Origin of the sequence: Azospirillum sp. B506 (genome assembly GCF_000333595.1) — a bacterium.
GTDB lineage: Bacteria > Pseudomonadota > Alphaproteobacteria > Azospirillales > Azospirillaceae > Azospirillum.
This window is the reverse complement of the sequence record NZ_BADK01000791.1, coordinates 1-7,551: the sequence shown is the minus strand read 5'-3', so window position 1 is coordinate 7,551 and position 7,551 is coordinate 1. Positions and strand designations below refer to the sequence as shown.

The following is a 7,551-nucleotide window of genomic DNA, read 5'->3' as shown; positions in this document are numbered from 1 at the left end:
CTGGCGCAGCGCGTCGAGCAGCGAGGTCTTGCCGTGGTCGACGTGGCCCATGATGGTGACGACCGGCGGACGCGGCACCAGGATGGCGCCCTCTTCCTCGGTGGCACGCAGGCCGATCTCGACGTCGGACTCCGACACGCGGCGGACGCGATGGCCGAACTCGGTGATGACCAGCTCGGCGGTGTCGGCGTCGATCGTCTGGTTGATCGTCGCCATCACGCCCATGCGCATCAGCGACTTGATGACGTCGGCGCCGCGCTCGGCCATGCGGTTGGCCAGCTCCTGGACGGTGATGACCTCCGGCAGGACGACGTCGCGGGTGACCTTCGCCGTCTCCTGGCGGCTCATCTGGCGCAGGCGTTCACGCTCGCGGGCACGGCGGACGGCGGCCAGCGACCGGGTGCGGTCGCCGCCATCGTCGCTGAGCGCCTGCGAGACGGTCAGCTTGGAGCCCTTGCGGCGGTCGGCGCCGGCGGGAGCCTTGGCGGCCGGCCGGGCCGGCGCGGCCTTGGCGGGAGCACCGCCGCGACCACCCTTGCGGCGGTTGTCGTCCTCTTCCTCGACGGCGCGGGCCGGCGGGGCGCCGGCACCCGGCGGAGTACGGCCGGCGGCGGCGTCGGCGGCGGGACGGGCGGCGGCACCGCCGGGGCGCTGCTGGTCGGCACCCGGACGGGCACCGGCCGGACGCGCGCCGTCGCGGGGGGCTGCGTCGCGGCCGCCCTCACGGCCGCCATCCCTGCCACCGTCGCGGCGCGGCGCCGGTTCGGCATCGCGGCGCTTGGCCTCCTCGGCTTCCTTGCGCTTGGCCTCTTCCTCCTTGCGGCGGCGTTCGGCTTCCGCGGCGACCTTGCGCTCCTCCTCCTGGATGGCGCGCATCTCGTCCAGCTCGCGCTGGCGCAAGGTCTCGGCATCCAGGATGATCGGCGGCATTTCCGGCGCGGCCGGGGCCGGGGCATCGGAGGGGGTGGCGGCAGCGGCCGGGGCGGCGGCTTCGGAGGGGGCGGCCTGAGCTGCTTCTGCCTCTTCGGCGGCGCGGGCGGCGGCCTCGGCGGCGCGGGCTTCGGCACGGACTGCCTCTTCCTCGGCCTCGATGCGGCGCTGCTCTTCGAACGCCGCGGCGCCGCGAAGCGCACGCAGGCGGGATTCAAGCTCCTCGCGGGTCAGCTGGCGCCCGGCAGGGGCACCGCCACCGCGGGGCCGCTGGCCCTGTGCGCCACGCATCGGCAGGCCCTGGGCAGCTTGACGCGCGGCGGCGCCGCCGTCGGCAACGCCGGGCACGGCGCCCTTTTCGACATGACGCTTGCGCTTGACCTCTACGGTCACCGCTTTTGACCGGCCATGGGAGAAGCTCTGCCGGACCTGGGTCTCGACCGGCTTCTTCGACTCCAGCTTTCCTTTGCTGGCGCCGGTTAGGTGCAAGACTTTTTTCTGGTCCTGGTCGTTGCTATCGGTCATCGGTTCCCGAATGGTCAGACGTTACATCGCAGGCCGGCCGGCCTTATCGCCGACTCCCCAGCCCTTATCAGACTCCTGGTGCGCGTCCCTGTCCTCTTGGGGACCTTTCAGCCCCCTCAGGCGTGCCGCTTCGCGGGCCAGCCCTGCGGCCAGCCTGCCCCGCGCCACCACGGCGTGCACCGCGTGATCGCGCCCGAGCGCCGCGGCCAAGGCCGCCGACTCGAACAGGTCGATCACCGGCAGCGACGGCGCGAGCGCCGTCACCTTGCCGCGCTGGTCCAGCGAGCCGTCCGCGGCTTCGACCAGCAGGGCCGGCGGGGGACCCGCACGGCCGACCTGGTTGGCCCTCAACGCCTCGCGCACCTTCTCGTATCCCGCCAGAACGTGGCCGGCACGGCGGGCAAGGCCCAACGCATGCAGACAACGCCGTTCCAACAGCCGTTCCAGCCTCTCGGCCAGATCGGGCGGTACTTTCACCGCCCGGCGGGCCGCTTTGGCGAAAACGGATTTGCCCATGGCCTTCGCCAGGGCATCCCGGTCGGCCGTGACCCAAAGGCCGCGGCCGGGCAGACGTTCCTCCAGGTCCGGCACCACCTCGCCGTCGGGGCCGATCACGAAGCGGATCATGCCCTCCTTCGGCCCGACCGTGCCCGACGCGATGCAGCGGCGCAGAGGCCCCTTCTCGTCGTCGGCCGGCAGGCGGTCCGTCCCGGCACCTTCGTCCTGTGCCAATTCCTGATCCGGCACCGCATCCGCGGCGGCGGTCGGTGTCCGTTCGTCGTTCCGTTCGGTCATCCGATCGTCATCCGCTCGCGCGGTCCCGAATAGTCGTTCCTGTCGGGCGCAGTTCCAACCGGCATTGCTGCCGGTCAGGCCTGCGCGCCCTGGCCATCGGCGGTGCCGTCGGCCGTGGGAGCGGCGGCGGCGCCGTCCTGCTCCTCACCCTCGAACCAGTGGGCGCGCGCGGCCATGATGATCGCGTTCGCCTCCTCTTCCGAAGGAGCGTCCTTGGCGCCGTCCTTGCCCAGGATCTCGACCAGCTCGTCGCCGGCCAGATCGGCCAGATCGTCCAGCGTCTTCACGCCGTTCTCGCCCAGCTTCACCAGCTGCGTGGCGGTGAAGCCGGTCAGCTCGGCGACGATGTCCTCGACGCCCAGCTCCAGACGGCGCTCGTTGGCCTGCTCGTCCTGCACTTCCAGGAAGGCCAGCGCGCGCTGCTTCAGCTCGTCGGCGACCGACTCGTCGAAGCCTTCGATCTCAGCCAGTTCCTCGGTCTCGACGAAGGCGATCTCCTCGACCGAGGTGAAGCCTTCGGCAACCAGCAGGTGGGCGATCACGTCGTCGACATCCAGCGCCTGCATGAACAGGGCGGAGCGGTTGTGGATTTCCTCCGAACGCCGCTCCGACTCCTCCTGTTCGGTCAGGATGTCGATGTCCCAGCCGGTCAGCATCGAGGCGAGACGCACATTCTGGCCGCGGCGGCCGATGGCCAGCGACAGCTGGTCGTCGGGCACCACCACCTCGATGCGGTGGTTGTCGTCGTCGAGCACGACCTTGGCGACCTCGGCCGGGGCGAGCGCGTTGACGACGAAGGTCGCCGCCTCGCCGTTCCACGGAATGATGTCGATCTTCTCGCCCTGCAGCTCGCCGACGACCGCCTGGACGCGGCTGCCGCGCATGCCGACGCAGGCGCCGACCGGGTCGATGGAGCTGTCATGGCTCAGCACCGCGATCTTGGCGCGCGACCCCGGATCACGGGCGACCGCCTTGATCTCGATGATGCCGTCGTAGATTTCCGGCACTTCCTGGGCGAACAGCTTCGCCATGAACATCGGATGCGTGCGCGACAGGAAAATCTGCGGGCCGCGCGGTTCCTCGCGGACGTCGAAGATATAGGCGCGGACACGATCGCCGTTCTTGAAATGCTCGCGCGGCAGCAGCTCGTCGCGGCGCAGGATCGCTTCGGCGCGCCCCAGGTCGACGGTGACGTTGCCGTATTCGACGCGCTTGACCAGACCGTTGACGATCTCGCCGTTGCGGTCCTTGTACTCGTTGAACTGGCGCTTGCGCTCGGCGTCGCGCACCTTCTGCACGATCACCTGCTTGGCGGTCTGGGCGGCGATGCGGCCGAAATCGATCGGCGGCAGCGGGTCGACCAGGAAATCGCCGAGCTTGGCACCGGCCTTGCGCCGCTGGGCGTAGGGCAGGGTGACCTGCGTCGCCTCGTTCTCCACCGTCTCGACCACTTCCAGATGGCGGGTCAGATGGATGTCGCCGGTCTTGCGGTCGATGCGGGCGCGGATGTCGTGCTCGTGGCCGTACTTGGAGCGGCCGGCCTTCTGAATCGCCTGCTCCATCGCCTCCAGGACTTCGTCCCGGTCGATGTTCTTTTCGCGGGCGACCGCGTCAGCGACTTGCAGCAGTTCCATCCGTTACACTTCCTGAATCGGTCTTGTGTGATGCCGGTCTTGCGTGATGTCCGGTCGGGTCTCGGCGGGGCGGGGGCAACCTGGGACAGGCATGCCGGCGGTGCGTCCTGCTGGACGGAGCCGTCAGTTCTGCAGACCCTCCTGCTGCTCCTGGCTGGCGCGGATCAGCTCGTCCGTCAGCACCAGCTTGGCACGCAGGATGTTGTCGAACTCCAGCCGGGCGGCTCCCTGTTCGGTGTCGATGCACACGAGGCCGTCCTCGACGCCCTTCAGCATGCCCTTGAAGCGCTTGCGGCCGTCGATCGCCATGCGGCTTTCCAGCCGGGCTTCGAAACCGGCGAAGCGCTCGAAATCCTTGAGCCGGGTCAGCGGCCGGTCGATGCCGGGCGAGCTGACTTCCAGCGTGTAAGCCTCGCGGATGGGGTCTTCCACGTCCAGCAGGGCCGAAACGGAGCGGCTGATGTCGGCGCAATCCTCGACAGTCATGGGCGCGCCGTCGGCGCGCTCCGCCATGATCTGGAGAACCGCCCGCTGGCCGCCGGAGATCTGAACGCGCACGACCTCATAGCCCATGGCTTCGACCGACGGCGTGATGATCTGTTCGATGCGACCTGTAGCGTCCATTCCACCTGACCCAAAGCCTGCGGCCGGGATCGAACCGGACGAGGTTTCCACAACAGAAGGTTCAACAAGCGCGTGCTTCCACACGCTTATAAAAAAATAAGTGGGCAAAAGCCCACCCGCAAAGCGTCTCGCCGGCCCGGTTGCCCGGGCCGCCGATCCGTATGGGTTCTCAGAGGGTGAATATAGTCATTCCGCCCGACGCCGCAAGCCTTTTCCGGCCTGATCGGCGTGACCGGACGGATTCTCAAGCGGAACGGGTATGCGTCAGCGTCGCGGGCGGCGGACGAACCGCATGAAGACGGGCTTGCGGCCGGCGGCGATGGCCTTTTCCTCGTAGCGGGTCGCCGGCCAGTCGTCGGGGCGGATGCGCCAGTCCGACGGCCGGCGGGCGGTCCATTCGAAATCGGGATGCTTCAAGGTGTGTTCGAGCATCCAGCGCACCAGACCCATGTCGTCGCTGGCCAGCCGCAGCTCCGCCCCATCCTTCAGCACGCGGGCCAGCCGCGGCAGATTCTCCGGCCCGATGAAGCGGCGGTCGGCATGGCGCTTCTTCGGCCAGGGATCGGCGAACAGCACGAAGGCGCGGCCGATCGAAGCGTCGGGCAGGGCGTCCAGCAGCGGCCGGGCGTCGTCGGGCTGGATGCGGACGTTGCCCAGGTTCTCGTCCTCGACCATGCCCAGCAGGCCGGCGATGCCGTTGAGGAAGGGTTCGGCGCCGATGATGCCGACATCCGGATTGTGCCTGGCCTGCCAGGCGAGGTGATGGCCCATGCCGAAGCCGATCTCCAGCCAGACCTCGCGTGTCGGCGTGGCGAACAGGCTGGCGGGAATCAGGCTGCCGCCGGATGCCGGTGTCGGGATCTGCAGCCGTGGCAGCAGATCCTCGATCAGGCTGGTCCGGCGCTTGCGCAGGGGACGGCCCTTGCGCCGGCCGAACAACCGGTTTCCGGTTTCGGTTTGCGGAGCGTCGTCGGTCGGTCGGTCGGTTTTGCTGTCGGTCATGGCGGCTGATGCGGTTCGATGGCGGTGTCGGCAGGAAAAGAGCTTATACAAAAAGAACGCCGAAGCCGTTTCCAGCCTCCGCCGTCCTTTTNCAGTCTGATGATCGGCCGGTTGGGGCGATCAGAAGGCGCCGCGCAGGGCCTCGACCAGATCGGTCTTCTCCCACGAGAAGCCGCCGTCCGCCTCCGGCTCGCGGCCGAAATGACCGTAGGCGGCGGTGCGGGCGTAGATCGGCTTGTTCAGCCCCAGATGCGTGCGGATGCCGCGCGGGGACAGGTCCACCAGCTGCTGCAGCACGTCGGACAGCCGATCCTCGTCGACGTTGCCGGTGCCGTGGGTGTCGACATAGACCGACAACGGCTTCGACACGCCGATGGCGTAGGAGACCTGGATCGTGCACTTCTCGGCCAGTTCCGCCGCGACGACGTTCTTGGCCAGATAGCGGGCGGCATAGGCGGCCGAGCGGTCGACCTTCGTCGGGTCCTTGCCGGAGAAGGCGCCGCCGCCGTGCGGGGCGGCACCGCCGTAGGTGTCGACGATGATCTTGCGGCCGGTCAGGCCGGCGTCACCGTCCGGGCCGCCGATGACGAAGCGGCCGGTCGGGTTGACGTACAGGTGCTTCGGGTCGCACATCCAGCCGTCCGGCAGGCAGTTGACGATGTGCGGCAGGACGATCTCGCGCACGGCGTCCTGGTCCAGCCCCTCGGCATGTTGGGTCGACAGCACGATGGCGGTGGCGCGGGTCGGGCGGCCGTCGACGTATTGCAGGGTGACTTGGCTCTTGGCGTCCGGGCCCAGCTGCGGGGCGGCGCCGGAATGGCGCGCCTCGGCCAGCGACTTCAGGATGGCGTGGCTGTAGTAGATCGGCGCCGGCATCAGCGCCGGAGTCTCGCGGCAGGCATAGCCGAACATGATGCCCTGGTCGCCGGCACCCTCGTCCTTGTTGCCGGCGGCGTCGACGCCCACGGCGATGTCGGCGGACTGGGAATGGACGAAGCACTTGACGTCCATCTTCTCCCAATGGAAGCCGTCCTGCTCGTAGCCGATGTCCTTCACCGCGGCGCGGGCGACCTCGACCAGATGGTCGGCCTTGATGCTGTCGGGGCCGCGGACTTCGCCGGCCAGAACGACCTGGTTGGTGGTCGCCAGAGTCTCGACGGCCACGCGGGCCTGCGGGTCGTGCGAAAGATAAAGATCGACGATGGCGTCGGAGATACGGTCGCAGACCTTGTCGGGATGACCTTCCGACACGGACTCGCTGGTGAAGACGTAGTTCAGCTTTGCCACGGGAAACCTCGGCATTCGGCGGCACGCTATTTCATGAGCCGAAACGGCAGACCGGTACAGCGGCCGCAGACACCGGTCCAAATCCGGTTTTGACAAGGATTCCGGCTGGGGTCAAGCAGACTACCGGCGGTAAGGCATTGGTCCTATCATCGCAGGCACCACACGAAGGGGGTGGGCACGGTCGCACCGCGCTTTCCCCGTTCGGTGGGTATCGCATGCCGCAGGAGACGGGCAGGCGTTACTCGGCGGCTTCCGCCACCGCGGCGCTGGCCACGGCCTTGGTCAACTCGAACAGGCGCTTGCGCACCGACGGATCGTTGATCTTGTAGTAGGCGCGGACCAGTTCCAGCGTCTCGCGCTTGGCCATCGGATCGGGCTCGTAGGCGCTGGTGGAGCGCTCGTCGCCCGAACCGGCCTCATCGTCGTCCTCGACGCGGGCAGAAGCGGCTTCGGCCGGCATGTCGTCGAAGAAGAAGGAAACCGGCACGTCAAGAACGCGGCTCAGATCGAAGAGACGCGACGCGCCGATGCGGTTTGCACCGCGCTCGTACTTCTGCACCTGCTGGAAGGTCAGACCGATGGCCTCGCCCAGCTTCTCCTGGCTCATGCCGAGAAGGGTACGACGGAGACGGACGCGGGATCCGACATGGACGTCGATGGGATTCGGCTTTCCGGTCTTCGGACGGCCCGCACCCGCACGGCGCCCGCGCGGCGCCCCAGTTTCAGTCTGCATCTCGTTTATCCCTGTAACGGT

7 protein-coding genes are annotated in these 7,551 nt (G+C 68.5%); all 7 read right to left on the bottom strand.

The window, feature by feature from the left end:
• On the bottom strand, positions 1-1,455 hold a 1,455-nt coding region (locus tag I71_RS24890; protein ID WP_042700019.1), incomplete at its 3' end, for a translation initiation factor IF-2 N-terminal domain-containing protein.
• A gap of 21 nt (positions 1,456-1,476) precedes the next feature.
• On the bottom strand, positions 1,477-2,250 hold the full coding sequence (locus I71_RS24885; RefSeq protein ID WP_049976319.1) for an RNA-binding protein: 774 nt from the start codon (positions 2,248-2,250) through the stop codon (positions 1,477-1,479).
• A 74-nt stretch (positions 2,251-2,324) separates the two neighbouring features.
• Positions 2,325-3,884 (bottom strand): transcription termination factor NusA, encoded by a 1,560-nt coding sequence (gene nusA, locus I71_RS24880; protein ID WP_042700016.1) that lies wholly within the window; start codon positions 3,882-3,884, stop codon positions 2,325-2,327.
• Between the two features lie 123 nt (positions 3,885-4,007).
• Positions 4,008-4,508, bottom strand: a complete 501-nt coding sequence (gene rimP, locus I71_RS24875) for a ribosome maturation factor RimP (protein WP_042700013.1) — start codon at positions 4,506-4,508, stop codon at positions 4,008-4,010.
• Positions 4,509-4,772: 264 nt separating this feature from the next.
• Positions 4,773-5,510, bottom strand: a complete 738-nt coding sequence (locus I71_RS24870; protein WP_042700010.1) for a tRNA (guanosine(46)-N(7))-methyltransferase TrmB — start codon at positions 5,508-5,510, stop codon at positions 4,773-4,775.
• Positions 5,511-5,630: 120 nt separating this feature from the next.
• Positions 5,631-6,812: a methionine adenosyltransferase gene (gene metK / locus I71_RS24865; RefSeq protein WP_375731220.1), complete on the bottom strand. Its 1,182-nt coding sequence runs from the start codon at positions 6,810-6,812 to the stop codon at positions 5,631-5,633.
• Positions 6,813-7,035: 223 nt separating this feature from the next.
• Positions 7,036-7,530, bottom strand: a complete 495-nt coding sequence (locus tag I71_RS24860; RefSeq protein ID WP_042700005.1) for a helix-turn-helix domain-containing protein — start codon at positions 7,528-7,530, stop codon at positions 7,036-7,038.
• Between the last annotated feature and the right edge of the window lie 21 nt (positions 7,531-7,551).